The 25,378-nt window shown below is 57.5% G+C and carries 30 protein-coding genes; 12 read left to right on the forward strand and 18 right to left on the reverse strand.

The features are described from left to right. Positions 1–684 precede the first annotated feature (684 nt). The gene (gene arcB, locus AC6I8P_RS16175) at positions 685–3,018 is read left to right on the forward strand and encodes an aerobic respiration two-component sensor histidine kinase ArcB (protein WP_058780373.1); all 2,334 of its coding nucleotides are present in this window, start codon (positions 685–687) and stop codon (positions 3,016–3,018) included. A 257-nt stretch (positions 3,019–3,275) separates the two neighbouring features. Here the strand turns inward: arcB and AC6I8P_RS16180 are convergent, their stop codons facing one another. Beyond that, positions 3,276–3,611, reverse strand: coding sequence for a hypothetical protein (locus tag AC6I8P_RS16180; RefSeq protein WP_459745987.1), 336 nt, complete (start codon positions 3,609–3,611; stop codon positions 3,276–3,278). A 306-nt stretch (positions 3,612–3,917) separates the two neighbouring features. On the opposite strand from AC6I8P_RS16180, the gene mtgA reads away from it, so the two are divergent. Next, positions 3,918–4,640 carry a monofunctional biosynthetic peptidoglycan transglycosylase gene (gene mtgA / locus AC6I8P_RS16185; RefSeq protein ID WP_031279742.1) on the forward strand — a complete coding sequence of 241 codons (723 nt, stop codon included), beginning with the start codon at positions 3,918–3,920 and terminating at the stop codon, positions 4,638–4,640. A 5-nt stretch (positions 4,641–4,645) separates the two neighbouring features. Here mtgA and npr read toward each other — a convergent pair whose 3' ends face one another. The 11 genes from npr to AC6I8P_RS16240 all read right to left on the reverse strand — a co-directional run bounded on the left by npr (position 4,646) and on the right by AC6I8P_RS16240 (position 12,647). Further along, on the reverse strand, positions 4,646–4,918 hold the full coding sequence (gene npr, locus AC6I8P_RS16190; protein WP_058759594.1) for a PTS phosphocarrier protein NPr: 273 nt from the start codon (positions 4,916–4,918) through the stop codon (positions 4,646–4,648). After that, a complete protein-coding gene (gene rapZ, locus AC6I8P_RS16195; RefSeq protein WP_021507744.1) occupies positions 4,915–5,769 on the reverse strand; it encodes an RNase adapter RapZ in 855 nt (284 codons plus the stop codon). The genes npr and rapZ overlap by 4 nt, the downstream gene beginning before the upstream one ends. Before the next feature lie 52 nt (positions 5,770–5,821). Beyond that, positions 5,822–6,304 carry a PTS IIA-like nitrogen regulatory protein PtsN gene (gene ptsN, locus AC6I8P_RS16200; protein WP_031279741.1) on the reverse strand — a complete coding sequence of 161 codons (483 nt, stop codon included), beginning with the start codon at positions 6,302–6,304 and terminating at the stop codon, positions 5,822–5,824. Between the two features lie 166 nt (positions 6,305–6,470). After that, a complete protein-coding gene (gene hpf / locus AC6I8P_RS16205; RefSeq protein ID WP_010618250.1) occupies positions 6,471–6,758 on the reverse strand; it encodes a ribosome hibernation promoting factor in 288 nt (95 codons plus the stop codon). Between the two features lie 21 nt (positions 6,759–6,779). Then, complete coding sequence (gene rpoN, locus AC6I8P_RS16210) at positions 6,780–8,213, reverse strand: RNA polymerase factor sigma-54 (protein WP_031279740.1); 1,434 nt, start codon at positions 8,211–8,213, stop codon at positions 6,780–6,782. A 48-nt stretch (positions 8,214–8,261) separates the two neighbouring features. Beyond that, positions 8,262–8,987, reverse strand: coding sequence for an LPS export ABC transporter ATP-binding protein (gene lptB, locus AC6I8P_RS16215; RefSeq protein ID WP_010618248.1), 726 nt, complete (start codon positions 8,985–8,987; stop codon positions 8,262–8,264). 5 nt (positions 8,988–8,992) lie between these two features. After that, positions 8,993–9,547 (reverse strand): lipopolysaccharide ABC transporter substrate-binding protein LptA, encoded by a 555-nt coding sequence (lptA, locus tag AC6I8P_RS16220; protein WP_031279739.1) that lies wholly within the window; start codon positions 9,545–9,547, stop codon positions 8,993–8,995. Beyond that, positions 9,522–10,094, reverse strand: coding sequence for an LPS export ABC transporter periplasmic protein LptC (lptC, locus tag AC6I8P_RS16225; protein WP_021507740.1), 573 nt, complete (start codon positions 10,092–10,094; stop codon positions 9,522–9,524). Before lptC ends, lptA begins: the two co-directional genes overlap by 26 nt. Next, complete coding sequence (gene kdsC / locus AC6I8P_RS16230) at positions 10,091–10,657, reverse strand: 3-deoxy-manno-octulosonate-8-phosphatase KdsC (protein WP_021507739.1); 567 nt, start codon at positions 10,655–10,657, stop codon at positions 10,091–10,093. The genes lptC and kdsC overlap by 4 nt, the downstream gene beginning before the upstream one ends. Positions 10,658–10,670: 13 nt before the next feature. Continuing rightward, positions 10,671–11,651 carry an arabinose-5-phosphate isomerase KdsD gene (gene kdsD / locus AC6I8P_RS16235; protein WP_021507738.1) on the reverse strand — a complete coding sequence of 327 codons (981 nt, stop codon included), beginning with the start codon at positions 11,649–11,651 and terminating at the stop codon, positions 10,671–10,673. A 12-nt stretch (positions 11,652–11,663) separates the two neighbouring features. Beyond that, the gene (locus tag AC6I8P_RS16240; RefSeq protein WP_021507737.1) at positions 11,664–12,647 is read right to left on the reverse strand and encodes a calcium/sodium antiporter; all 984 of its coding nucleotides are present in this window, start codon (positions 12,645–12,647) and stop codon (positions 11,664–11,666) included. A gap of 227 nt (positions 12,648–12,874) precedes the next feature. On the opposite strand from AC6I8P_RS16240, the gene mlaF reads away from it, so the two are divergent. The 7 genes from mlaF (at position 12,875) to murA (ending at position 17,665) form a co-directional block, all read left to right on the forward strand. After that, a complete protein-coding gene (gene mlaF, locus AC6I8P_RS16245; RefSeq protein ID WP_021507736.1) occupies positions 12,875–13,690 on the forward strand; it encodes a phospholipid ABC transporter ATP-binding protein MlaF in 816 nt (271 codons plus the stop codon). Positions 13,691–13,694: 4 nt separating this feature from the next. Further along, the gene (gene mlaE / locus AC6I8P_RS16250) at positions 13,695–14,477 is read left to right on the forward strand and encodes a lipid asymmetry maintenance ABC transporter permease subunit MlaE (protein WP_021507735.1); all 783 of its coding nucleotides are present in this window, start codon (positions 13,695–13,697) and stop codon (positions 14,475–14,477) included. A gap of 4 nt (positions 14,478–14,481) precedes the next feature. Continuing rightward, positions 14,482–15,024 carry an outer membrane lipid asymmetry maintenance protein MlaD gene (gene mlaD, locus AC6I8P_RS16255; protein WP_021507734.1) on the forward strand — a complete coding sequence of 181 codons (543 nt, stop codon included), beginning with the start codon at positions 14,482–14,484 and terminating at the stop codon, positions 15,022–15,024. A gap of 19 nt (positions 15,025–15,043) precedes the next feature. Next, positions 15,044–15,682: a phospholipid-binding protein MlaC gene (gene mlaC / locus AC6I8P_RS16260; RefSeq protein WP_498030777.1), complete on the forward strand. Its 639-nt coding sequence runs from the start codon at positions 15,044–15,046 to the stop codon at positions 15,680–15,682. Further along, positions 15,682–15,987: a lipid asymmetry maintenance protein MlaB gene (gene mlaB, locus AC6I8P_RS16265; protein WP_021507732.1), complete on the forward strand. Its 306-nt coding sequence runs from the start codon at positions 15,682–15,684 to the stop codon at positions 15,985–15,987. The genes mlaC and mlaB overlap by 1 nt, the downstream gene beginning before the upstream one ends. A gap of 114 nt (positions 15,988–16,101) precedes the next feature. Next, positions 16,102–16,359 (forward strand): BolA family iron metabolism protein IbaG, encoded by a 258-nt coding sequence (gene ibaG, locus AC6I8P_RS16270; RefSeq protein ID WP_007886637.1) that lies wholly within the window; start codon positions 16,102–16,104, stop codon positions 16,357–16,359. A gap of 46 nt (positions 16,360–16,405) precedes the next feature. Further along, a complete protein-coding gene (murA, locus tag AC6I8P_RS16275; protein WP_021507731.1) occupies positions 16,406–17,665 on the forward strand; it encodes a UDP-N-acetylglucosamine 1-carboxyvinyltransferase in 1,260 nt (419 codons plus the stop codon). A gap of 63 nt (positions 17,666–17,728) precedes the next feature. Here murA and AC6I8P_RS16280 read toward each other — a convergent pair whose 3' ends face one another. Then, positions 17,729–18,022: a helix-turn-helix domain-containing protein gene (locus AC6I8P_RS16280; RefSeq protein ID WP_021507730.1), complete on the reverse strand. Its 294-nt coding sequence runs from the start codon at positions 18,020–18,022 to the stop codon at positions 17,729–17,731. Positions 18,023–18,260: 238 nt separating this feature from the next. Next, a complete protein-coding gene (gene ispB, locus AC6I8P_RS16285) occupies positions 18,261–19,232 on the reverse strand; it encodes an octaprenyl diphosphate synthase (RefSeq protein WP_021507729.1) in 972 nt (323 codons plus the stop codon). A gap of 254 nt (positions 19,233–19,486) precedes the next feature. Between ispB and rplU the strand changes: the two genes are divergently transcribed. From rplU to cgtA, 3 genes are all read left to right on the forward strand, one after another. Beyond that, the gene (gene rplU / locus AC6I8P_RS16290; RefSeq protein WP_021507728.1) at positions 19,487–19,798 is read left to right on the forward strand and encodes a 50S ribosomal protein L21; all 312 of its coding nucleotides are present in this window, start codon (positions 19,487–19,489) and stop codon (positions 19,796–19,798) included. 15 nt (positions 19,799–19,813) lie between these two features. Beyond that, positions 19,814–20,071 carry a 50S ribosomal protein L27 gene (rpmA, locus tag AC6I8P_RS16295; protein ID WP_006121751.1) on the forward strand — a complete coding sequence of 86 codons (258 nt, stop codon included), beginning with the start codon at positions 19,814–19,816 and terminating at the stop codon, positions 20,069–20,071. A gap of 249 nt (positions 20,072–20,320) precedes the next feature. Then, positions 20,321–21,496, forward strand: a complete 1,176-nt coding sequence (gene cgtA / locus AC6I8P_RS16300; RefSeq protein ID WP_058759590.1) for an Obg family GTPase CgtA — start codon at positions 20,321–20,323, stop codon at positions 21,494–21,496. Positions 21,497–21,707: 211 nt separating this feature from the next. On the opposite strand, the gene AC6I8P_RS16305 is transcribed toward cgtA, so the two are convergent. From AC6I8P_RS16305 to AC6I8P_RS16320, 4 genes are read right to left on the reverse strand one after another with little or no spacing between them, the layout of a single operon-like run. Beyond that, positions 21,708–22,124, reverse strand: a complete 417-nt coding sequence (locus AC6I8P_RS16305; protein ID WP_498030778.1) for a hotdog fold thioesterase — start codon at positions 22,122–22,124, stop codon at positions 21,708–21,710. A gap of 3 nt (positions 22,125–22,127) precedes the next feature. After that, a complete protein-coding gene (dhbA, locus tag AC6I8P_RS16310) occupies positions 22,128–22,886 on the reverse strand; it encodes a 2,3-dihydro-2,3-dihydroxybenzoate dehydrogenase (protein ID WP_150059179.1) in 759 nt (252 codons plus the stop codon). Continuing rightward, positions 22,883–23,737, reverse strand: coding sequence for an isochorismatase family protein (locus AC6I8P_RS16315; RefSeq protein WP_021507724.1), 855 nt, complete (start codon positions 23,735–23,737; stop codon positions 22,883–22,885). The genes dhbA and AC6I8P_RS16315 overlap by 4 nt, the downstream gene beginning before the upstream one ends. A gap of 18 nt (positions 23,738–23,755) precedes the next feature. After that, a complete protein-coding gene (locus tag AC6I8P_RS16320) occupies positions 23,756–25,369 on the reverse strand; it encodes a (2,3-dihydroxybenzoyl)adenylate synthase (protein ID WP_498030779.1) in 1,614 nt (537 codons plus the stop codon). Positions 25,370–25,378 lie beyond the last annotated feature (9 nt).

Consider the following 25,378-nt stretch of genomic DNA (forward strand, 5'->3'; position numbering starts at 1 on the left):
GGAGTCTTCTTGCTGCATAGATATGCCGAGACACAGTCCCGACTGGAAAGCATCCAGCGGAATTCCAACTTATCGGGAAAGCGAACTCAGGTCAAATAGCCAGCTTTATTACGGTTAATCAGCCTTTTTGCAATTTAACTGTATGATTATTATGTTTTTATTACGTAAATATATGTCAATCTGACCTTTCTGATTCCCTTATGAAGTGTGAGCCGTCTCACTGTGTGATCGGCCTCATATTTCCAGACCATGCTGTTGAATATGGGGATGCCAGCACAAAATTCTGTTTGGACCGTTTCGTGCACAGCATGTATCTGTTTTTCTTATGGCGGAACATTTGAATCAAAACGCGGTTGCCATTAGTAAAATTAATTAACCAGGGTGTGATTAAAACAGCACTTAAGCTGAATGGATATGCAATAACGGAAGGCAACCATCAGGAGGGATGGCTGCAGAAAGCGGATGCGCCGGGCACGCGGCACCGGGACCCGCAAAAGCGCGGCCCTCCAGATTATTCAGTTGGCAGAATTAGTCAAGCGCTTTAGGCATAAAGCCGCGAACGTCGGCGAAACGCCGCGCTGCTGCACCATAACAGGGCGTAAAGTCAGTCCGCACGGCGCGTGCGGCGGCGCAGCGCGCGGATAATTACGCTATGATGAGCCAGATTCGTTCAGGGAGCGCGTAATGAAACAGATTCGTCTTTTAGCACAGTACTACGTGGATTTAATGGTCAAGCTCGGGCTGGTGCGGTTTTCGCTGCTGCTGGCTTCGGCGCTGGTGGTGCTGGCAATGGTGGTGCAGATGGCGGTCACCATGGTGCTGCGTGGCCACGTTGAAAGTATCGACGTGGTGCGTTCAGTGTTTTTTGGCCTGCTGATTACCCCATGGGCGGTCTACTTTCTCTCCGTGGTGGTCGATCAGCTGGAGGAGTCGCGCCAGCGGCTGTCGAAGCTGGTGGACAAGCTGGAGGAGATGCGCACGCGCGACCTTGAACTGAATCAGCAGATGAAAGAGACCATCAGCCAGCTGAACCAGGAAATCAGCGACCGTATTAAAGCAGAGCAGGCGCGCGAGCAGGTGATGGATAAGCTGCGCGAAGAGATGACGCGGCGTGAACAGGCGCAGATTGAGCTGGAGCAGCAATCTTCCTTCCTGCGCTCGTTCCTTGATGCCTCGCCCGACCTGGTGTTCTATCGCAACATCGACAAACAGTTCTCCGGCTGTAACCGCGCCATGGAACTGCTCACCGGCCTGAGCGAGAAGCAGCTGATTGGCCTGACGCCGCGCGACATTTATGACGAAGATGCCGCCACCAAAGTGCTGGAGACCGATGAGAAGGTGTTTCGCCACAATGTGTCGCTCACCTATGAACAGTGGCTGCAGTATCCGGACGGGCGCAAAGCCTGCTTTGAAATCCGCAAAGTGCCGTATTACGACCGCGTCGGTAAGCGCAGCGGCCTGATGGGCTTCGGACGCGATATTACCGAGCGTAAGCGCTATCAGGACGCGCTGGAGAACGCCAGCCGTGAAAAGACCACCTTTATCTCCACCATCAGCCACGAGCTGCGTACGCCGCTTAACGGCATCGTCGGGTTAAGCCGTATCCTGCTGGATACCGATCTCAACCAGGAGCAGCTGAAGTACCTGAAAACCATTCACGTCTCGGCCATCACCCTCGGCAACATCTTTAATGATGTGATTGAAGTCGACAAGATTGAACGGCGTAAAGTGCAGCTGGATAACCAGCCGCTGGATTTCACCGGCTTCCTCGCCGACCTGGAAAACCTCTCCGGCCTGCTGGCACAGCCGAAAGGGCTGAAGTTCGTCATGGCACCGGAGTTGCCGCTGCCGCACAAGATCTCAGCCGACGGCACGCGCCTACGCCAGATTCTGTGGAACCTGATTGGCAATGCCGTGAAGTTTACCCGGCAGGGCGAAATCGTGGTGCGCGTCGCCTATCGCCAGGACGAAACGCTGCACTTTGAGGTGCAGGACTCCGGGATGGGCATTCCGCAGGAAGAGCAGGACAAAATCTTCGCCATGTATTACCAGGTGAAAGATCAGCACGGCGGTAAACCGGCCACCGGCACCGGAATTGGCCTGGCGGTGTCACGTCGGCTGGCGCAGGCGATGGGCGGCGATATTACCGTCAGCAGCGCACCGGGTCAGGGCTCGTGCTTTACCGTGGAAATTCACGCGCCGCGCGTGGCGGATGAAGTGGAAGATGAGGATCAGGACGACAGCATGCCGTTGCCGGCGCTGCACGTGCTGCTGGTAGAAGATATCGAACTCAACGTGATTGTGGCGCGCTCGGTACTGGAGAAGCTGGGTTGCAGCGTGGAGGTGGCGATGACCGGCGGTGAGGCGCTGGCGATGTTCGATCCGCAGGAGTTCGACCTGGTGCTGCTGGATATCCAGCTACCGGACATGACCGGCCTCGATGTGTCGCGCGCCATTCATCAGCAGCACGCCGGCGTGACGCTGCCGCCGCTGGTGGCGCTGACTGCCAACGTGCTGAAGGATAAAAAAGAGTATCTCGATGCCGGCATGGACGATGTGCTGAGCAAACCGCTGGCGGTGCCGGCGCTGACCGCGATGATCAAAAAATTCTGGGATTACCAGGCCGAAGCCGAAGCGGTGGTGAGTGACACCGACGCGGAACAGTCACGCACGCTGCTGGATGTCGACATGCTGGAGCAGTATATCGAGCTGGTTGGTCCGGGGCTGATCACCCAAAGCCTGACGATGTTCGAGCAGATGATGCCGGGTTATCTTGAGGTGCTGGACTCCAACATGATGGCGCGTGATCAGAAGGGCATCGCCGAAGAGGGGCACAAGATCAAAGGCGCGGCGGGCTCCGTCGGCCTGCTGCATCTGCAGAAGCTGGCGAAACAGATTCAGTCACCGGAATTGCCGGCCTGGTGGGATAACGTGCAGGAGTGGGTTGACGAGCTGAAGCACGAGTGGCGGCACGACGTTGAAGTATTACGGAACTGGGTTGCGGAGCGGGAAAAATAGCGCGGGCCAGAAAAAAAATGACCCCAGTCGAAACCGGGGTGCGCGAATACTGCGCCAACACCAGGGAAATGGGCGCTGCTGCTATTATTAGAAATCGAATACAAAAGCAACAGCGTGGTATTGGTTAACGCTTCAAAATCACCTTAGCAAATTCGCCACAGCTTGTGACAAGATTCATTAAATTGTGTGATGTTGAGCAGCGTTTAAATACAGAAAACATTAATTTGCTGACACAGTCAAGCAAGGAATCAATTTCTTTAGCGTATTGCACTATTTTTGAGCAAATGTTCGGTTTTTTGCCTGGTTTTCCCACAGTCACGGTCCGGGAAGCGCTGCGCGGCGAAGGGAAACGGCAAAAAGCGCAGCGCAACGGTCGTTTTTATGCTCATGTTATTGATTCTAATAATGAATAACCAGATTTTGCGGCGGTTATCCAAAACGTTTTGGAAACCCCCGGCTGAAAGTTCCAGTTCGGGCATTGAACGGTTAGCGTAAACCGGATGGGCGGTAAAACGTTTTACAGGTTGCGCCCTGGCCTGAAGGGTAATTGTCGCTATTTGCGCCGTGTTTTTCAGAATGGTCTCGGTTGTCAATGAACATCTTCACTGACTACTAAAGATGATAGTTAAACATCGTGAAAGGTTTAACGTGAGCGGCATCACAATCGGTTAAGTATTTATGCCCGTGCGCGCTGCGCGATTTTTCTGCATGGAACCGATTCCTTTTTGCCGGAAGTGCTTGATGCGACTGGCTCTAATAGAGGAACGATGGTTGCCCGCGCAATGAGTTTGGCTGGTGGTCGCGATGCCGCAGAGATAAAATTCCGGCTTGCATCACCGCTATTTGAAATCATGACCTGAGTAATTGATTAATCCAGGGAACCGGTAAGAGACGATTGCATGAGTAAGAGTAAAGGGAAGATGGTCCAGCGCCTGAAGCGGCTGGCTGGCAGGGTGCTTCTGGCATGGCTGGGTCTGTGGCTGGCCGGTATTGTGCTGTTCGCATTTTTGCCGGTGCCGTTTTCGGCGGTAATGGTGGAGCGGCAGCTTGGCGCGTGGTTCAGCGGACGCTTCGATTATGTCGCCCATTCAGACTGGGTGGGAATGGATGAGATTTCACCGTGGATGGCGCTGGCGGTGATCGCCTCGGAAGATCAGAAGTTTCCTGAGCACTGGGGCTTTGACGTGCATGCCATTCAGCAGGTGCTGGACAATGACGGCAGCGAACGGATGCGCGGCGCTTCAACGCTGTCTCAGCAGACGGCGAAGAATCTGTTCTTGTGGGATGGCCGCAGTTGGGTGCGCAAAGGGCTGGAGGCCGGGCTGACGGTGGGACTGGAAACGGTATGGACCAAACGCCGCATTCTGACGGTGTACCTGAATATTGCGGAATTCGGTAATGGAGTGTTTGGTGTGGAAGAGGCATCGCAGCGCTATTTCCACAAGCCTGCCAGCCGGCTGAGCATGGCGGAAGCCGCTTTGCTGGCGGCGGTGCTGCCGAATCCGATTCGCTTCCGCGCGGATGCACCGTCCGGCTACATTCGTCAGCGCCAGCAGTGGATTATGCGCCAGATGCGCCAGCTGGGCGGCGAGGGTTTTCTCAACCGTTACCAGCTGCACTGACGCGGTTAGTCTTCGTCAAAACCGGCTTCAAACAGCTCAATGACCGCGGCCAGCGCCTGGGTTTCCTGCGGGCCGCTGGCCTCGATTTCGATATGACCGCCTTTAGCGGAGTCGAGCATCAGTAGCGCAATCACGCTGCTGGCTTCGGCTTCGGTACCGGCCTCGTTACGCAGCAGCACTTCCGCATCAAAACTCTGCACCAGCTCAAATAGCTTCATCGCCGGGCGCGCATGCATACCCAGCTTATTTCGAATCTCAACGGTTTGCTTCACGGTCATGATTTGCGTTTTTCCAGGGTGCGATGACGGGACTGCACATTTTTACCGCGCGAACGGAAATAGTCTGCCAGCTGTTCGGCAATGTAGACCGAACGGTGCTTACCGCCGGTACAGCCAATCGCCACCGTCAGATAGCTGCGGTTATTGGTTTCCAGCATCGGCAGCCACAGCTCGAGATAGCTGCGCGTCTGATAGATAAAGTTGTGCACTTCGGTGTGACGATCGAGGAAGGCCGCCACCGGACGATCGAGCCCGGTCATCGGACGCAGCTTCGGATCCCAGTGCGGGTTAGGCAGGAACCGCACGTCAAACACGTAATCGGCGTCGATCGGGATGCCGTGCTTGAAGCCGAAGGATTCAAACACCATGGTGAGTTCACGCTCACGCTTGCCCAGCAGGCGCGTGCGCAGCATTTCTGCCAGCTCATGCACCGACATCTCTGAGGTATCGATGATCAGATCCGCACGCGAGCGCAGCGGCTCCAGCAGATCGTTCTCCTCATCAATGGCGCTTTCCAGCGACAGATTTTTGCTGGAGAGCGGATGCAGGCGGCGCGTGTCGCTGTAGCGGCGGATCAGCGTATTGCGATCGGCGTCCAGAAACAGCAGCTGTGGCGAGAACGCTTCCGGCAGATTGTTCAGTGCCTGCTCAAACACCTCCGGTGATTCCGGCATGTTGCGCACGTCAATGCTAACCGCCGCTGAGATATTGCGCTCGGTTAAGGTGTTCGCCAGCTCCGGCAGCAGCACCACCGGCAGGTTATCGACACAGTAGAAGCCCATATCCTCAAGGGCGCGCAGCGCGACTGATTTTCCTGAGCCTGACCGACCGCTAACGATCATCAGCACCATCACATTTCTCCCGTGTTAAACCGGCACGCAGGCCGGTAAAAGTGTCTGTCGCTTAAGCGTGATCTTCCTGAGCTTCTGTAATGATGGCGTAGAGCTCTTCATCGCTCTGTGCCGCGCGCAAACGGCGGCAGACGGTTTTATCCGCCAGGCGTTTCGCCACCAGCGACAGGGTGTGCAGATGGGTTTTGCACTGGTCTGCGGGCACCAGCAGGGCAAACAGCAGGTCAACCGGCTGGTTGTCGACGGCGTCAAAGGCGATAGGCTGGTCGAGGCTGATAAACACGCCAACGGCGCGCAGCGTATCCTCCTCCAGCTTGCCGTGCGGGATGGCGATGCCGTTGCCAATGCCGGTACTGCCCATGCGTTCACGGGTCAGGATGGCTTCAAAAAGCGTCTGGTGCGGCAGATTGAGCTGCTTAGCGGCCAGCTCGCTGATAATTTCCAGCGCGCGCTTTTTACTCTGGCAGTGTACGCCGCTGCGGGTGCAGTCCAGCGAAAGGACCGCGCTCAATTCCAGTGTCAGATCGTTGTTCATCATCGTTTCACTTGCGTGTTCACATAGCCGTAAGGCACGTACCGGGACACCGCGAACGGGCAGGGCAGGTGACTGCAGGCGCTTGCGCAGATGACAAAACGGGGCGGTGACCCGCCCCATTTCTCCTCTGAGTGCTGAACCCGTCAGCACTCTGCAAGCGTGAAGGTTAGTGTTTTTTCAGTTTGTCTTTGTGTTTGGTCAGCTGACGGGCCAGCTTGTCAATCAGCCCGTCGATGGCCGCGTACATGTCTTCCGCTTCCGATGTGGCGTGCAGCTCCCCGCCGTTGACGTGCAGGGTTGCTTCCGCAATCTGCGTCACCTTCTCCACTTTCAGAACAATATAAACCTGATTGATACGATCAAAATAGTGTTCCAGTTTGGCAAATTTGTTATTTACAAATTCGCGCAGTGGGTCGGTTATCTCAACATTCAGTCCGGTAAGGTTTAGCTGCATAGGTCTTCCTTCTTGTTTCGGTCAAACCAGCTGCTTGCGCTGGTTTGATGGCGGTATAGATAAAGACTCGCGATACTTAGCAACCGTACGTCGCGCCACCATGATGCCCTGTTCAGATAACATGGAGGTCAGTTTGCTGTCGCTCAAGGGTTTTGCGGGATTTTCCGCGGAGATTAATTTTTTCACCAGTGCACGGATCGCCGTCGACGAGGCTTCGCCACCGCCTTCGGTGCTGACGTGACTGGAGAAAAAATACTTCAGTTCAAAAATGCCACGCGGGCTGTGCAAATACTTTTGCGTGGTGACGCGGGAAATGGTGGATTCATGCATATCCACGGCCTGGGCGATATCCGCCAGCACCATCGGACGCATATACTCTTCACCCTGTTCAAAAAACGCCTGCTGCTGTTCGACAATACAGCGCGTCACTTTCAGCAGCGTGTCGTTGCGGCTCTCCAGGCTCTTAATCAGCCAGCGGGCTTCCTGTAAGTTGCTGCGAATAAACTGACTGTCACTGTCATTACGCGCAGAACCGCCCATCGCGGCGTAATGCTGATTAATCTTCAGGCGCGGCAGGCTGTCAGCGTTCAGCTCCACCGTCCAGCGCGTGCCAGTCTTGCGCACCAGCACATCGGGAATCACATACTCGGGCTCGCTGGTATTGATCGACTGCCCGGGGCGCGGATCGAGCGACTGAATCAGCAGCATCGCTTCCTTCAGCACCTCTTCTTTCAGCCGCGTCACGCGCATCAGGCTGCGGAAATCGTGGTTAGCCAGCAGGTCGAGATGCTCGCTGACGATCAGCCGTGCTTCGTTCAGCATCGGCATATCGGCCGCATACTGCGACAGCTGCACCAGCAGGCAGTCACGCAGATCGCGTGCGCCGACGCCCACCGGATCGAAACGCTGTACGCGCTTCAGCACCGCTTCCACCTCTTCCAGCGTCAGCTCTTCGTCACCAATACTGTCACAAATGTCCTGTAAGCTGACGGTGAGATAACCGGTATCGTCGATGGCATCGACGATGGAGGTAGCGATGGCGCGGTCGGTGTCGGTGAACGGCGTCAGTTCCACCTGCCACATCAGATAGTCCTGCAGCGACTGCGTGGTTTCACCCTGATACACCGGCAGCTCGTCGTCCTGGTAATCGGTGCCGGTGCCGGAGGGCGTGCCGGCCGTGTAGATCTCGTCCCAGGTGGCATCGAGCGGCAGCTCTTCCGGCATCTCTTTCTGTTCGAGTGCCTCACGGGTATCTAACGCCTCGTTCTCCTGAAACTCGCGGGCGTCGACTTCATCGTGCAGATCGGTTTGTTCAAGCAGCGGATTGCTTTCCAGCGCCAGTTGCAGTTCCTGCTGGAGTTCAAGCGTAGAGAGTTGCAGCAAGCGGATTGCCTGCTGCAACTGGGGGGTCATCGCCAGCTGTTGGCTGAGCCTGAGTTGCAAACCTTGCTTCATAATCCGGCTAGAATTTCCTAAGCAAATGTCGGGTATGCCGACACCTTATCAGAGTCTGAACTCTTCGCCCAAATAAACCCGCTTAACCTGCTCATCTGCAAGAATTTCATCTGGCGTGCCGTGGGCAATCAGATGGCCCTGGCTGACGATATATGCGCGCTCACACACCGCGAGCGTTTCACGCACGTTGTGGTCGGTGATCAGCACGCCGAGGCCGCTGTCACGCAGGTGTTCGATGATCTTTTTGATATCGATAACGGAGATGGGGTCAACGCCGGCAAAAGGTTCATCCAGCAGGATAAACTTTGGATTGGCGGCCAGCGCACGGGCAATCTCGACGCGGCGACGTTCACCGCCCGACAGCGCCTGGCCCATGCTGTCGCGCAGATGGCCGATGTGGAACTCGTCCATCAGCTCATTGGCGCGGTCCTGACGCTGCTCTTCCGTCAGATCGTCACGCACCTGCAGTACCGCCATCAGGTTGTCGTAGACGCTCAGACGGCGAAAGATCGACGCTTCCTGCGGCAGATAACCGATGCCGCGGCGCGCGCGCGCATGCAGCGGCAGAATACTGATATCTTCTTCATCAATGATGATGCGGCCGGCATCACGCGGCACGATGCCGACCACCATGTAGAAGGTGGTGGTTTTACCGGCCCCGTTGGGGCCCAGCAGGCCGACAATCTCGCCGGATTTCACCTGCAGGCTGACATCTTCTACTACGCGACGGCCTTTGTAGGCTTTCGCCAGGTTTTCAGCGACTAATGTGGCCATAGCGATCAGTTACTCTTTTTGGGGCTCGCAGACGAACCGTTTTTATCCTGCAGCTGCGACGGCACCAGCACGGTGGTGACGCGCTTGCTCTGGCCCTGACTGTAGGCCTGCATTTTCTGCTCTTTCACCAGATAGGTGATGCGATCGCCTTTGATGTTGCTGTCCTGCTGCTCAATAAAGGCGTTGCCGGTCAGCTCGACGAAATCGTTGGCCAGCTCATAGTGCAGTTTGGCGGCGTGACCCTGCACCGGTTTGCCGTTGTCCTGCATCTGATAAAAGGTGGCCGGATTGCCGTAGGCATCGACGATGGTTTTGTTGCTGTCGCCGCCGGGACGCGTTACCACCACTTTATCGGCGGTAATTTTGATGGTGCCCTGGGTCACGATCACGTTGCCGGTAAAGGTGGCGACGTTACCCTGCAAATCGAGCGCCTGGTTCACCGAGTCGATGTTAACCGGCTTGTCCGAATCGCCCGTTAACGCCAGCGCCGGCAGGCTGGTTGCCAGCAGCGCACTCACCAGCAGCAACTTAAGGCTATTTTTGTTCATTTTGAATTTCATAGGAGGTTTTGACCTTTTCAAGCAGCTCGGCATTCTTTGTCCGTAGGTTGCCGCGCATCTTCATGCCAGTGGAGTTAAAACTGCGGCCAAATAGGGTGACCTGATCGTCAGACGTCACATCCTGGCTGACCAGATTAACCTGAGCATTATCCGTGATGATGCGCTCAAGCTGGGAATCCTGCGTCAATGTGTGTACTTCAACGTGGCCATAAAGATACAGCATACGATCTTTCGTCAGCTTTGCCTTGTCAGCACGAACCGACCACGTGGGCACTTTGTTTTCGTCGTAAGTGGTCATCACCGGATTATCGAACCAGCTCACTTCTTCGGCCGAAAAGTAGGTCACTTTATCCGAGACCAGCTTATAGGCCAGCGCACCCGTCGGGTTATACACCACGGTGCTGGAGTTAGCGCTGGTGTAGGTCGGCGCCTGATCGTTGGTCGCCACCGGCGTGGCGCTGTCGTCCTGGTTGGTAAGATTCCAGCCGATCAGCACCAGGGCGATCAGCGCCAGAATCAGCGTTATCCAACGCCTGCTTTTACTCATACTGATTGCCCTTTGGCATCCTCAAATTTGTTCTGCGCCAGCAAAATCAGGTCGCATAGCTCACGTACTGCACCGCGACCGCCAGCAATGCGCGTCACGTAATGCGCGCGCGGCAGTAACACCGGATGCGCATCGGCGACGGCCACGCTCAGACCCGCCTGTGCCATTACCGGCCAGTCGATCAGGTCGTCACCAATATACGCGACCTGGTCTGCCGATAGTGACAGTTTATCCAGGAGTTCGCGCCAGGCCAAAAGCTTATCCGACTGTCCCTGGTAAAGATGCGTAATGCCGAGCGTTTTACAGCGATCTTCCAGCAGTTTAGCGCGACGGCCGGTAATAATAGCCACTTCGATGTCCGAGGTCAGCAGGCAGCGCACGCCGTAACCGTCGCGCACGTTAAAGGCCTTTAGCTCTTCACCGCTGTTGCCCATGTAAATCAGGCCGTCGGACATCACGCCGTCGACATCGCAAATCAGCAGGCGGATGTTGGCCGCCCGCGCCATCACGTCGGCGCTCACCGGACCGTAGCAGGTGTCGACCATCGTGGTTTCAGCACTCATTGTTGTTTCCCGTTCAGACCACGCCAGCGCGCAGCATGTCATGCATATGTACCACACCGAGTAGGCGATCGTCATCGGCCACCAGCAGCGCAGTGATGTTTTTGTTTTGCATCAGATTAAGCGCGTCCACCGCCAGCAGGTTGGGGCGCACGCGAATCCCGCCGCGCGTCATGACATCCTGGATACGCGCCGACTGGAAATCGATGCCCATATCGAAGATGCGGCGCAGGTCACCGTCCGTGAAAATCCCTTCGATTTTCATCAGGTCGTCGACAATCACCGTCAGGCCGAGGTTTTTGCGCGTAATTTCCAGCAGCGCGTCGCGCAGCGAGGCGTCACGGGTGACGTGGGGAATTTCATCGCCGCTGTGCATAATGTCGCTGACGTGCAGCAGCAGTTTGCGCCCCAGCGCGCCGCCCGGGTGCGACAGCGCGAAATCTTCCTGCGTGAAGCCGCGCGCCTCCAGCAGCGCCACCGCCAGCGCATCGCCCATCACCAGCGTGGCGGTGGTGCTGGAGGTCGGTGCCAGCCCGAGCGGACAGGCTTCCTGCGGCACTTTCACGCATAAATGCACATCGGCAGCCCGGCCCATGGCGCTCTCCGGACGGCTGGTCAGGCAAATCAGCTGCACTTTCTGCCGTTTGAGCACCGGGATCAGCGCGAGGATTTCGCCGGACTCGCCGCTGTTCGAGATGGCGATCACCACATCGTTGGTGCTGACCATGCCGAGATCGCCGTGGCTGGCTTCACCCGGGTGGACGAAGAACGCCGGCGTGCCGGTGCTGGCGAAGGTGGCGGCCATCTTCTTGCCGATATGGCCGGATTTGCCCATGCCCATCACCACCACTTTGCCACGGCAGGCAAAGATCATTTCGCAGGCGCGGCTGAAGTCGGCGTTAATATACTGGTCGAGCTGTTCCAGCCCTTCGCGTTCAATGCGCAGTACCGCTTTACCTGCCTGCTGGAAGTCGAAATCCGGTTGCTGATGTGACATGGTCAGTCATCCTTAATAGCTTGCGATAAGCGTGGGGCTGAGCCACAGCCACAGCACCCACACGATAAATCCACCTAACAGCAGCGTGCCCGCTATGCGGCCGATGCGGCGCTTGCGCAGCAGGCACAGCAGGGCGAACAGCACGCTGACGCCCAGCATAATCCAGTAATCCCGTGCAAAGGCGTGTGCATCGATCGCGCCGGGATGCACCAGCGCCGGCAGGCCCAGTACAATTGCCAGATTGAAGATATTGGCGCCAATCAGGTTGCCGATGGCGATATCGTCTTCGCCTTTCAGCGCGCCGGCCAGCACCGTGGCCAGTTCCGGCAGGCTGGTCCCGACAGCAATCAGCGTCAGTCCCATCACCAGTTCGCTAACGCCGAAGTAATCCGCAAACACCGTGGCGTTGTCGATCACCATGCGCGTCGACATCGGCAGAATAATCAGCGCCACCGCCAGCCAGAGAAACGCCACCGTATTGCCGCTTTCGTCGCGCGGCAGCTCCGCCAGTTGTTCACGCGTCAGGGTGTCATTATTATCGCGCTCGGCCCGCCGGGCGATGCGGATCGCCACCAGCAGATAACCCAGCGCCAGCAGCAGCAGTGCCACGCCATCCAGCCGGCTGAGCTGGTTATCAAACAGCATGATGCCGCTGAGCAGTGAGACCAGCAGCAGCAGAGGGAGTTCGCGGCGAATCAGATTGGAGTGTACGGTTAAAGGGTGCAGCAGCGCAGCGCCCCCCAGAATCAGCAGAATATTGGTGATGTTCGAGCCCAGCGCGGTACCCACGGCTAAATCCATCTGACCATGCTGCGCGGCAGAGAACGAGACGATCAGTTCCGGCAGTGAAGTGCCAATGCTCACCACCGTCATGCCAATGATCAACGGGGGAATGCCAAGGGATCGACACAGGATCGCGGCGCTGAACACCAGGCGGTCAGCTCCGTAAGCCAGTAAAATCAATCCGATAAACAGCAGGGCAGTGGCTACGAACATGAAAAATCCTTGATGGATAACGGTGCCGGCAAACCTTGTCCGACAGGTAAAAGCAGTGCGCGTGCGGAATCAGGCGCTGATTTTGACTGTCTGAGAGGCAAAAGTAAATTTTAAGGCCGTTTTCGCCACACCGGACGGGTAAGTTTCTGTAAAACTATCGTGCATTGTGGTTTACCAGGCTACCATCCACCACGTTAATTACGCCCGATCCGTTTAAAGAGGTAATGATGATCCAGCAGCAAACGAATCTGGTTGAGGTTCGTGGCGTCAGTTTTACGCGCGGCAATCGCACCATCTTCGATGACATTTCGCTGACCGTTCCGGCGGGCAAAGTCACGGCGATTATGGGCCCTTCCGGCATCGGTAAAACCACCCTGCTGCGCCTGATTGGCGGGCAGTTGCAGCCGGACAAAGGTGAGATCTGGTTTCGTGACCAGAACATTCCGACGCTGTCGCGCCGTAAGCTGTATGACGTGCGTAAAAAAATGAGCATGCTGTTCCAGTCCGGTGCGCTGTTCACCGACCTTAACGTTTATGAAAACGTTGCCTGGCCGCTGCGCGAACACACCCGGCTGCCAGCGGAATTACTGCACAGCACGGTGATGATGAAGCTGGAAGCTGTGGGACTGCGCGGCGCAGCCCAGCTGATGCCGGCCGAACTCTCCGGCGGCATGGCGCGCCGGGCGGCGCTGGCGCGAGCAATTGCGCTGGAGCCGGAGCTGATCATGTTCGACGAACCCTTTGTCGGCCAGGATCCCATTACCATGGGCGTGCTGGTCAAGCTGATCGATGAGCTCAACCATTCGCTGGGCGTCACCTGCATTGTGGTTTCACACGACGTGCCAGAGGTCTTGAGCATTGCCGACCATGCCTATATTGTTGCCGGGCAAAAGATTATTGCTCAGGGTAGTGCGCCGCAGCTGAGGGAGAATCCCGATCCGCGCGTGCGCCAGTTTATTGAGGGTCATGCGGATGGTCCGGTGCCGTTCCGCTTCGCTGCCGGGGATTACCTCAGCGATCTGACCCGCACAGGGAGAAGCTAAACTGATGTGGTTACAGGCACTGGCGTCATTTGGGCGTCAGGGAATTAACACCTGTGCGGCCTTTGGCCGGGCGGGCTTAATGCTCTTCCATGCGCTGGTGGGTAAACCGGCGTTTCGTAAGCATGCGCCGCTGCTGGTGAAGCAGCTGTACAGCGTGGGCGTGCTGTCATTGCTGATCATTGTGGTCTCCGGCCTGTTCATTGGCATGGTGCTGGGGCTGCAGGGCTATCTGGTACTCACCACGTACAGCGCAGAAACCAGCCTGGGTATGCTGGTGGCGCTGTCGCTGCTGCGCGAACTGGGGCCGGTGGTCACCGCGCTGCTGTTTGCCGGGCGCGCCGGTTCGGCGCTCACTGCGGAAATTGGCCTGATGAAAGCCACTGAGCAGCTCTCCAGCATGGAGATGATGGCGGTCGATCCGCTGCGCCGCGTGGTGTCGCCGCGCTTCTGGGCCGGCTTTATCAGTATGCCGCTGCTGGCGCTGATCTTTACCGCGGTGGGCATTGCCGGTGGCGCGCTGGTCGGGGTGGCCTGGAAAGGCATCGACCCGGGCTTTTTCTGGTCGGCGATGCAGAACGCGGTGGATTTTCGTACCGATGTGATCAACTGCCTGATCAAGAGCGCGGTGTTTGCCATCACGGTGACCTGGATCGCGCTGTTCAATGGGTATGACGCCATCCCGACTTCGGAAGGGATCAGTCGCGCGACCACGCGTACCGTAGTCCATGCTTCGCTGGCGGTGCTTGGACTGGATTTTGTGCTGACGGCACTGATGTTTGGGAATTAATGCAATGCAAAGCAAAAAAAACGAAATCTGGGTTGGCGTGTTTATGCTGGCTGCGCTGCTGGCGCTGCTGTTCCTCAGCCTGCGCGTCGCCGATCTTAAATCGCTGGGTACTGAGCCAACGTGGAAGCTGTACGCCACCTTCGATAATATCGGCGGCCTGAAAGTCAGCTCGCCGGTGAAAATTGGCGGCGTGGTGATTGGCCGCGTCACCGACATTTCACTGGATGACAAAACGCTGTCGCCGCGCGTCACCATGGACATCAGCGAACAGTATGCCAATAAAATTCCTGACACCAGCTCGCTGGCGATTCGCACCCAGGGTCTGCTGGGTGAGCAGTTCCTCGCGCTCAACTTAGGTTTTGACGATCCGGAGCTTGGCTCGGCGATGCTGAAAGATGGCGGCACGCTGCGGGATACCAAATCGGCGCTGGTGCTGGAAGACCTGATCGGCCAGTTCCTCTACAAGAGCGGCGACAACAAGGACAATGAGAAATCGTCGGGCGCCGCCAGCGCGAGCGCCCCGGCAGCACCTGCTACAACGGAATAACCCAGAGAGGTACAACACGATGTTAAAACGTTTCCTTATGGTGGCCCTGCTGGCCATCGCGCCGCTGGCGGCAAACGCAGCGGACGCCAACAAGAGCAATCCGTACAAGATGATGAACGAAGCGGCGGAGAAAACCTTTACCCGCCTGAAGAACGAACAGCCGAAGATTAAGCAGGATCCGAATTACCTGCGCGAAATTGTGCGCCAGGAGCTGCTGCCGTACGTGCAGATTAAATACGCGGGGGCGCTGGTACTGGGCCGTTACTACCGCGAAGCCACGCCGGCGCAGCGCGACGCCTACTTTGCCGCGTTCGGGGATTATCTGGCGCAGGCTTATGGTCAGGCGCTGGCGTTGTATCACGGCCAGACTTACCAGATTCAGCCTGAGCAGCCGATTGGCGATGCCAATATCGTGGCGATTCGCGTCACCATCATCGATCCCAACGGTCGTCCGCCGGTGCGCCTTGATTTCCAGTGGCGCAAGAACAGCCAGACCGGCAACTGGCAGGCTTATGACATGATTGCCGAAGGCATCAGCATGATCACCACCAAACAGAATGAGTGGAGCGATCTGCTGCGCACCAAAGGCATCGACGGCCTGACTGCGCAGCTGAAAACCTATGCCGCGCAGCCTATCACCCTGGACAAGCAGCAATAATGAGCGAACCGTTACGCTGGCAGCGCACTGCCAGCACGCTGGCCCTGAGCGGCAAACTGGACCGCGATACGCTGCTGGCGCTGTGGCAGGCGCGTGACAGCGCCATGGCCGGTATCACCACGATTGACGTGGCGGCGCTCGATCGGGTTGATTCTGCCGGGCTGGCACTGCTGGTGCATCTGCGTGAAATCGCGCGGGCGCAGGGCACGACGCCGCTTTTCAGTGGTATCACCGATAAGCTCGACTCGTTAATCAAGCTGTACAACCTGCAGCAGATTATTGTTTCTGCGGAACAAATCGCCTGATTAACGGCGCGGCTGACAAAGCCCCTGATTTTTTCAGGGGCTTTTGCGTATTTAAGAGTCAGGCGCTTTCCTCTAAGATATCCGCCTTATTATTATCAAGTGAAGCAATGAGCGATGGAAAATAGTGAAGTTCAGGCCGTGCTAATGCAGGCGCTGCCGTTAGAAGAAGTACATGTTCTCAGCAACGATGGCAGCCATTTCCAGGTCATTGCCGTGGGCGAAATGTTTGGCGAGCTGAGCCGCGTAAAGAAACAGCAGGCTGTGTACGCGCCGCTGATGGAATACATTGCGGATAACCGTATTCATGCGGTGTCCATCAAGACTTATACCCCAGCCGAGTGGGCGCGCGACCGTAAACTCAACGGTTTCTAAGCGCCACTCTGGCTGTTTTGTTGATAGATAATTGAGAGCCGTGTTAATGGACAAATTTCGTGTGCAAGGCCCCACCCGTTTAAGCGGTGAAGTGACCATTTCCGGGGCGAAGAATGCTGCGCTGCCGATTCTGTTTGCTGCGCTGCTGGCTGAAGAGCCGGTAGAGATTCAGAACGTGCCGAAGCTGCGTGACATCGATACCACCATGAAGCTGCTGAGCCTGCTCGGTGCGCGCGTTGAACGCAATGGTTCGGTCCACGTTGATGCGCGCGAAGTTAATGTCTTCAGTGCGCCGTACGATCTGGTGAAAACCATGCGTGCCTCCATCTGGGCGCTGGGGCCGCTGGTGGCGCGTTTTGGCCAGGGCCAGGTTTCTCTGCCGGGCGGCTGTGCGATTGGTGCGCGTCCGGTCGATCTGCACATTACCGGCCTGGAGCAGCTGGGTGCCGAGATCAAACTGGAAGAGGGCTATGTTAAAGCCTCTGTGGATGGCCGCCTGAAGGGCGCGCACATTGTGATGGATAAGGTCAGCGTGGGCGCGACCGTGACCATCATGAGCGCCGCAACGCTGGCGACGGGCACCACCATCATTGAAAACGCGGCGCGTGAACCGGAGATTGTCGACACGGCAAACTTCCTTAACACGCTGGGCGCGAAAATCAGCGGCGCCGGCACCGACAAAATCACCATCGAGGGCGTTGAGCGCCTCGGCGGCGGCGTCTATCGCGTGCTGCCGGACCGAATCGAAACCGGCACCTTCCTCGTGGCCGGCGCTATCTCGCGCGGCAAAGTGGTGTGCCGCAATGCGCAGCCAGACACGCTGGACGCCGTGCTGGCGAAACTGCGTGATGCGGGTGCGGAGATTGAAGTCGGTGAAGACTGGGTGAGCCTGGATATGCACGGCAAGCGTCCGAAAGCGGTTAACATCCGTACCGCACCGCACCCGGGTTTCCCGACCGACATGCAGGCACAGTTTACGCTGCTCAACCTGGTGGCTGAAGGCACCGGCGTCATTACCGAGACCATCTTCGAAAACCGCTTCATGCACATCCCGGAGCTGATTCGTATGGGTGCGCACGCCGAAATCGAAAGCAACACCGCTATCTGTCACGGTGTTGAAACCTTGTCCGGCGCGCAGGTGATGGCGACCGATCTGCGTGCGTCAGCCAGTCTGGTACTGGCAGGCTGCATTGCAGAAGGTGCGACGCTGGTGGATCGTATCTACCACATCGATCGTGGCTACGAGCACATTGAAGACAAGCTGAAAGCGTTAGGCGCCAACATCGAGCGCGTCAGCGGCGAGTAATCCTTTGTCCTGATTGCCAGGCATGAAAACCAGTCACGACAGCGTGGCTGGTTTTTTTTTGCTTTACCCGCGTGAGACGATCTTTTTCAGATCCTGGGGCGATCGAATGCGCTTTTTACGATCCAGCAGACGCTGTGTGACCGGATCAAAATAGCGGCTGGGCCAGATCTCGGAAGGATGGACCTTCAGCGCCGTGGCGATCAGCCATTCACCTTTAGGCCAGGGGCGTGACAGCGCGTTGGCCAGCGTCGATGAACTGAGGCCAGATTGACGTGACAGGGCGGCCAGTGACGTACCGCGCTTGCGCAGGGCCGCAATGATATCTGCCGGATGCCAGTCTTCTCTCCTTGCATGCATAACTCTCTTCTCCGTGTCCGTGTTAGTGCTCCATCTCTGCAGCGCTGTGGCTCTCCTGCGCAGAGATAACTGGAAAAATCCGGATTTTTATAGCAAATAATTTCCATATGTTTCCAGTAATTGTTTTGCCTGTGCACGAAACTGCGCAGTTTTTCGCAAAAATGCTGCAAGGGAATGTAATCAGACGGGCAGAGCAGGGGGGAGAAATAAAAACGGGGCCGGACGGCCCCGTAGCAGGTCAGAAATCGCGCTGCACCGACATGTGCGCCAGCGCTTCCAGCGCGCTGCGCCACGGCGTTTCTGGCAGTGCCTGTAGCGCCGCGATGGCTTTATCCGCCTCTTCTTCAGCGCGTTTGCGCGTCCATTCCAGCGAACCGGTTTGCTGCATTGCCGCCAGCACAGGCTCCAGCAGATGACGGCCATTACCTTCTTCGATCGCCTTGCGGATCATCTGCGCCTGCTCGGGCGTGCCGTTGTGCATGGCGTGCAGCAGCGGCAGCGTCGGCTTACCTTCGCTCAGATCGTCACCGGTATTTTTGCCCAGCGTCTCGCCGTCGGCGCTGTAATCCAGCAGATCGTCGATCAGCTGAAACGCCGTACCGAGATAGCGGCCATAATCCTGCAGCGCTTTCTCCTGCGCTGGCGTGGCCTCCGCGAGGATCGCCGAAGCCTGCGAAGCGGCTTCAAACAGGCGGGCGGTTTTGCTGTAGATCACCCGCATGTAGCTCTCTTCGGTGATATCCGGATCGTTGCAGTTCATCAGCTGCAGCACTTCCCCTTCGGCGATCACGTTCACCGCTTCGGACATCAGTGCAAGGATCTTCAGCGATCCCATGCTGGTCATCATCTGGAAGGCGCGGGTATAGATAAAATCCCCGACCAGCACGCTCGCCGCATTGCCGAACGCGGCATTAGCGGTGGCTTTGCCACGGCGCATATCGGATTCATCCACCACATCATCGTGCAGCAGCGTCGCCGTGTGGATAAATTCGATCAGCGCCGCATTGGTCACATGCAGCGATCCCTGATAATTCAGCGCGCGTGCTGACAGCACCGCGATCATCGGACGGATGCGTTTGCCTCCCCCGCTGATGATGTAATAGCCCAACTGGTTAATCAGTGAGACATCTGAATTCAGCTGGTCGAGGATGGTCTGGTTGACGGCCGCCATGTCCTGCGCGGTTAATTCGTTAATCTGTTCTAAGTTCATTCGTCTGTTCAGCTTTGACTCGTTTTCTGCATGGTAAGCGCTTTTACCCAGCGTGAGTTCAGGTAATCTGTTACTGATTGTACTTGAAAAATCGGGTTGAGAAACGTTTGCATTCGTCCTGCGCTTTTTTTCTGCAAGAGAGTGCAAAGTGCACTTGTCTTCTGCTGGAGTTTTGCGTAGAATTCGCGCCCTATTGTGAATATTTATCGCGCCGCCTGATGAACAGAAAGGCATGCGCAGAAGCGGAGTTTTATATGTACGCGGTTTTCCAAAGTGGTGGTAAACAACACCGAGTAAGCGAAGGTCAGACCGTTCGCCTGGAAAAGCTGGACATCGCAACCGGTGAAACCATCGAGTTCGACCAGGTTCTGATGATTGCAAATGGCGAAGACGTGAAAATCGGCGCGCCACTGGTTTCAGGCGGTGTGATCAAGGCAGAAGTTGTTGCTCACGGTCGTGGCGAGAAAATTAAAATCGTTAAGTTTCGTCGTCGTAAACACTACCGTAAGCAAGCTGGTCACCGTCAGTGGTTCACTGATGTGAAAATCACTGTGATCAGCGCGTAAGAGGAGATCTGACAAATGGCACATAAAAAGGCTGGTGGCTCGACTCGTAACGGTCGCGACTCCAATGCAAAACGTCTGGGTGTTAAGCGTTTCGGTGGTGAATCTGTTCTGGCAGGTAGCATCATCGTTCGTCAGCGTGGTACCAAATTCCACGCCGGTAACAACGTAGGTTGTGGTCGTGACCACACTCTGTTTGCTACCGCAGACGGCAAAGTTAAATTCGAAGTTAAAGGTCCTAACAACCGTAAATACATCAGCATCGTTGCTGAGTAAGGTTGTTGTGCCGCAGACGATTAACGTCTGAACACACGAATGGAAGGCCCCGCAGCTTTGCGGGGCTTTTTACATTCTGCCGCAGGTTACGGCAATCACGCTGACCTTGCGCCTCAGTTTGCTGTACACTTTATGTACACATGGCTTTGCCAATCCTGTATTATCCGCCGCCGGTCAGCGCAGAAGACCCTGGCGGACCCGTTTGTCGCCCGCAGCGTGGCGCAAACGACAGTGTGACGGAGATAAAAAATGAAGTTTGTTGATGAAGCGACGATCCTGGTGGTCGCGGGTGATGGTGGCAACGGTTGCGTCAGCTTCCGCCGCGAGAAGTACATTCCCAAAGGGGGACCGGACGGCGGTGACGGCGGTGACGGCGGTGATGTTTACCTGCTGGCGGATGAAAACCTCAACACCCTGATCGATTATCGTTTCGAAAAATCTTTCCGCGCCGAACGCGGCCAGAATGGCCAGAGCCGTGACTGTACCGGTAAACGCGGTAAAGACATCATTGTTAAAGTGCCGGTGGGTACGCGCGTTATCGATCAGGGCACGGGCGAAACGCTGGGCGACATGACGCGCCATGAGCAGAAGCTGATGGTGGCGAAAGGTGGCTGGCACGGTCTGGGCAACACCCGCTTCAAATCGTCAGTGAACCGTACGCCGCGTCAGAAAACCATGGGCACGCCGGGCGAGAAGCGCGACCTGCAGCTGGAACTGATGCTGCTGGCAGACGTGGGGATGCTGGGTCTGCCTAACGCCGGTAAATCGACCTTTATCCGCGCGGTATCAGCGGCGAAGCCAAAAGTGGCGGATTATCCGTTCACTACCTTAGTGCCAAGCCTCGGCGTGGTACGTATGGACAGCGAAAAGAGCTTCGTGGTCGCCGACATTCCCGGCCTGATTGAAGGCGCAGCGGAAGGCGCGGGCCTCGGAATTCGCTTCCTCAAGCATCTGGAGCGCTGCCGTGTGCTGCTGCACCTTATCGACATCGCGCCAATCGACGAATCCGATCCGGTAGAGAACGCCCGCATCATTCTCGGCGAGCTGGAAAAATACAGCGACAAGCTGTACCAGAAACCGCGCTGGCTGGTGTTCAACAAAACTGACCTGCTGAGCCGCGAAGAGGCGGAAAGCCGCGCCAAAGCCATTGCCGAAGCGCTGGGCTGGGATGAGAAATACTATCTGATCTCCGCCGCCAGCCGTGACGGTGTCAATGAGCTGTGCTGGGATGTGATGAGCTTTATCATCGCGAATCCAAAAGAAGCGGAAGAAGAAGCGAAGCAGCCAGAGAAAGTGGCCTTCATGTGGGATGATTACCACCGTGAAGCGCTGGAAAATGCTCAGGAAGTGGAAGAAGACGAAGACTGGGATGACGACTGGGATGAAGACGACGACGAAGGCGTCGAGATCATTTATCAGCGTTGATGTCAGCGAAAAAAGCGGCCAGATGGCCGCTTTTTTTATTGCTGTTTAGCGCCGAGCACCAGCCCGCACCATCATCCCTCTCCCCGCAGGAGAGCACCAGCCCGCACCATCATTCCCTCTCCCCGCAGGAGAAAGCACCAGGCCGCACAATCATTCCCTCTCCCCGTGGGAGAGGGCAGGGTGAGGGCATCAGGCCGCAGCGGAACCAAACCTACCCCAGCACCGCCACCGTCAGCCGCGAACTGCAACACAGCTGATCGCGACTATTGCGTATCTCAATCTGCCAGCTCTGATTGCGCGCCCCCAGATGCAGCGGACGACAAACACCGCACACCTCGCCGCTGCTCACCGCCCGATGATGGCTGGCGCTCACCTCAATGCCCACCACGCTTTTACCTTCTTCCACGCTCAGGTAACCGGCAATGGAGCCCATCGACTCTGCCAGCACCACCGACGCGCCGCCGTGCAGCAGACCAAACGGCTGCTGCGTGCGGCTGTCTACCGGCATGGTGGCCTCCAGATAATCGTCACCGATGGCGGTAAACACGATGCCCAGATGCGCCACCAGCGAGTTATCGCCCAGCTGATTCAGCGTGGCGAGATCCACCGTACGTTTCCAGATTGCCATGCCTCAGGCTCCCAGCGTTGCGCCACCGTCCACCACAATATCCTGCAGCACCACGTGGCTGGCAAGATCCGAGGCCAGGAACAGGATATTGTTCACGATCTCCTGCGGCTGGGCGATCTTACGCAGCGGGATCCCCAGTTTGTACTGATCCGGGAAACCGTTGATCATCTCCTGCTCGGCTTCCGGCGTATGCCACAGGCTGCGCTGCATATCGGTATCGGTTGATCCCGGTGAGACAATATTGCAGCGCACGCCATACGGTGCCATCTCCAGCCCAACCGTCTGGCACAGGCTGCGCAGCGCTGCTTTGGACGCGCCATAGGCTGACATGCCGAGGCGCGGGGCGTGCGCGGCGTTAGAGGCGATGGTGACAATCGCGCCAGCGCGCTGCTGGCGGAAGACCGGCAGCGTCTGCTGGAACAGGTTAAACGCGCCGCCGGCGTTCACGGCGAGACACGCCTGCCAGTCAGCAAACGACAGCGCATCGGTGCTGCCGATGCGCAGAATGCCCGCGCCGTTCACCAGGATATCCAGCCGCGGCTGGCTGGCCAGCAGTGACTGACAGCAGTCGCGCACCGCAGCGCTATCGGCGACGTCCAGCTGGCAGGTGGTAAACGGATAGTCATCCTGGCCAAAGTGCAAATCAAAACCGGTCACCTGCGCACCGGCCTGATGGAACGCCAGTGCGGTGTGGTAGCCGATGCCTTTGCCGGCACCGGTTACCCAGACAATTTTTCCGCTGAAATCAAAACAGGCGCTCATTGGGCTGGCACCCGTGACAGCAGCGCCCACCAGCCATCAATGCTGGGGTTTTTCGCCAGGCTGATGAAGTCGATATCGCTGTGCACCTGACGCCAGCGCGCCGCCAGCGCCATCACGCGCACCGAATCCAGCCCATAATCGATCAGGTTTTCATCATCTTCCGGCACGTCATCATCTTCCAGCAGCGGCAGAATCAGCGCGCGCAGCGCGTCCTTGCTCTGTGGCAGCGGCATCAGGTCGGCGGTCATCACCACTTTGCCACTGCGGCCTGCGGTGTAGGTCAGCGCCATCATATGCTCGTCGCGCGAGAAGTCGGCCAGCGCATCGGCCACCATGAACGGCTGGATGTTACGCATGAAGGCGTCGGTGGCGGTGGTCAGGCAGCCGATGTGGGCATACACGCCAGTAATGATCAGCTGATCGCGGCCCATCTCCTGCAGGATAGATTCCAGCGGCGAGCGCACAAACGCGCTGTAGCGCCATTTAGTCAGCACCTGATCGTCCTGATCCGGCGCCAGCGCGTCGACGATCTTCTGCTGATCCGGATGTTTGTTCAGCCCCGGTCCCCACATATCATTCAGCAGCGCGCGATCCTCATCGCTTTGCTGGTTGGGCTGGGCGGTATAGAACACCGGAATGCCCTGCGCTTTGCAGTAAGCGCGCAGGCGGGCAATGTTCTCCACCACCTGATTCACCAGCGGGCTGTCTTCGCCCCAGAAGTTGAGGAAATAGGCCTGCATATCGTGAATCAGCAGCGCCGCGCGCTGAGGCTCCAGCGCCCATTGTACTTTGTTAGCTGGCAGCTCAGTGGCGGCGGGCAGCGCATAAGACGTCAGTTTTGGAATAGCCATTACAATCTCCGGAAAAAATCAGGCTTGCGTCTGCTCAGCAAGCTGTTGGCGTAAACGTTTTTTATCCACTTTGCCCACCGGGGTCAGCGGCAGGGCGTCGACGCAGGTAATGCGGTCGGGAAGTTTGAATTCGGCAATGCCCAGCTCGCGCAGATGGCGGCGCAGCGCGACCGGTTTCACCGGCTGGCGCGCCACAATGAAGGCACAGCTCTTTTCACCCATCAGCTCGTCATGCATGGACACCAGCGCGGCGTGGATCACATCCGGATGGCGCAGCAGCAGGTTTTCGATCTCTTCTGCGGCGATCTTCTCGCCGCCGCGGTTGATCTGATCCTTTTCGCGTCCCTGTACGGTGATGTAACCCTGAGCGTTGATCTCAATCAGATCGCCTGAGCAGTAAAAACCGTTGGCGTCGAAGCTGGCGGCATTGTGCTCCGGGCTGTTGTAGTAGCCCCGGAAGGTGTAAGGGCCGCGCGTCATCAGGCGACCCACCTGGCCCGGCGGCAGCGGATTGCCGTTCTCGTCGGCCACCCATACTTCGTCATCTTCCGAAATCGGCCGCCCCTGGGTAGTCAGAATGGTTTGCTCGTCATCGCCGAAGCGCGTGTAGTTAACCAGCCCTTCCGCCATGCCAAACACCTGCTGCAGCTGGCAGCCGATTTCACGCTGAATGCGTGCGGCCAGCGTTTCGCCCAGTTTGGCTCCGCCCACCTGAATGCGCTGCAGCGAGGCCAGCGCTGAATTGCTGCCCCACTCCTGAATCGCCTGCAACCACAGGCTGACCGCCGGCGGCACCAGTCCGGTATCGGTCACCTGGTGCTGCTCAATCAGCGGGAAGCAGAGCGTGGCGCTGGGATCCGCGGCGAGAATCACCTGGCCGCCGGCATAGAACACCCCGAGCGAACCGGGGGAACTCATGGCAAAGTTATGCGGCGCGGGCAGGGCGATCAGATAGCGCGTGTCGGCATTGATGTGGCAAATCTCGTCGCTGGCGCGGATGCTGTAGTAGTAGTCGTTGTGGGTGCGCGGAATCAGCTTCGGCGTGCCGGTACTGCCGCCGGAGAGCTGGAAAAACGCCACTTCATCGGCGGCCGTCGGTGTCGCGATAAAATCGCCAGCCGCTTCATCCTGCAGCGACGCCAGCGTATTTTCCGCCTGCGCGTCGTTACGCAGGATCACCTGCTGCAGCGTGGGCTGCGCCTCGCACAGCGTGGCGATGAAGTCGTCGCTGGCAAACAGCGAGTGCTGGCGATCGGCAATCAGCAGTTTCGGTGCAATCTGCTGCGCATAGGCCAGCAGTTCAGTGCGCTGATGGCTGAACAGTGCGTACACCGGGACCACGCCCAGCTTAAACAGGGCAAACAGCGTAACGTAAAAGTCCGCCACGTTGCCGAGCTGCACCAGCGCCGTGTCACCGCGCTGTAAACCGCGTCGCTGCAGCGCCGCCGCCAGATTATCACTGCGTTGCGCCAGCTGGCGGTAGCTGAGCTGTAAAGGGCCGTCGATCACGGCGATAGCGTCGTTTTCGCGATGGCGGTCGATGATGTCGGTCAGCGGCACGTCGATCCAGTAGCCTTTTTCGCGGTAGCGCGCGGCCAGATGTGCCGGCCAGCGGCTGAAGGGAATGCTCATGCTTGTTCC

It is taken from the genome of gamma proteobacterium symbiont of Lampromicra miyakona (genome assembly GCF_059730895.1).